The organism is Streptomyces sp. UH6 (assembly GCF_013421635.1).
Classification (GTDB): Bacteria; Actinomycetota; Actinomycetes; order Streptomycetales; family Streptomycetaceae; genus Streptomyces; species Streptomyces abyssomicinicus.
Genome location: NZ_JACADT010001430.1, coordinates 1 through 1044, shown reverse-complemented (window position 1 = coordinate 1044; position 1044 = coordinate 1). Strand labels below are relative to the sequence as shown.

The 1044-nt window shown below is 76.0% G+C and carries 1 protein-coding gene; it reads right to left on the bottom strand.

The features are described 5' to 3' along the window. Positions 1-982, bottom strand: a 982-nt coding sequence (locus HW445_RS32370) for an MFS transporter (protein ID WP_180224308.1), incomplete at its 3' end; no start/stop codon positions are given. Between the last annotated feature and the right edge of the window lie 62 nt (positions 983-1044).

Here is a 1044-nt window from a genome sequence, read left to right as displayed (position 1 = left end):
AGGCCAGGGCCAGGAAGGCGGCGGTCCCGCCGGGCATCAGCGGCGGCTCCAGGGCGAGCGCCAGCGCCCCCGCGGCCACCACGGCGAGGCTCGCGTCGAGGACCCGCACCGGTCCGATCCGGTCCGACAGCCAGCCGCCGGCCGGCCGCATCACGACCGCGAGCAGGACGAACCCGGCCATGCGGTTGGAGGCGTCCGCGGTGTCCAGGCCGTAGCCGGTCCGCAGGTAGGTGGGCAGGTAGACGGAGAGCGCGACGTAGCCGCCGAAGGTCACGGCGTACAGCGCGGACGCCTGCCAGGTGACGCCCAGCCGGAAGGTCCCGGCCAGCCTGGGCAGGAACGGCTCGCCGGGAGCCGACCGTCCCGGCGCGTCCCGCAGCAGCAGCCACGCGAGCACCGCGTATCCGGCCAGGACGCCCGCGGTCACCAGGAACGGGTTCGCCGTGCCGTGCGCGTCGACCAGCGGCACCGTGGTCAGCGCGCTGATCGCGGTGCCGCCCATCCCGGCCCCGAACACCCCGATGGCCAGGCCGCGCCGCCGCGGCGGGAACCAGGCGTTGACGAAGGGCACGCCGACCGCGAAGGCGGTGCCGCCGATGCCCAGCAGGAAGCCGCCGGCGAGGAGGGAGGCGAGCGAGGAGTGGCCCCACAGCCCCAGGTGGAGCACGGGGACGACGGTGGCCGCCGAGACCAGCGGGAACATCACCCGCCCGCCGAACCGGTCGGTCAGCGCGCCGACCGGGACCCGTCCCACCGATCCGACCACCACCGGCACCGCGACCAGCAGCGACTGCTCGAACGAGGTGAGGTCGAGGCCGTCCTGGAAGCGCGGGCCCAGCGGGCTGAGCAGCGCCCAGGCCCAGAAGTTGACGGCGAATCCGAGCGTGGCGAGCACCAGCATCAGCCACGCCCGGCCGGCCACGGCGCCCGGGGCGTTCGGCGGTGGGGCCGGGGCCTTCGGGGTCCTGGTGTCTTCCGGCATCGTGGTGTTCCTCCCTGGCCGTGGGCGGACGGGCCACCGCGGCCCGCCCGGCCGCATCCACG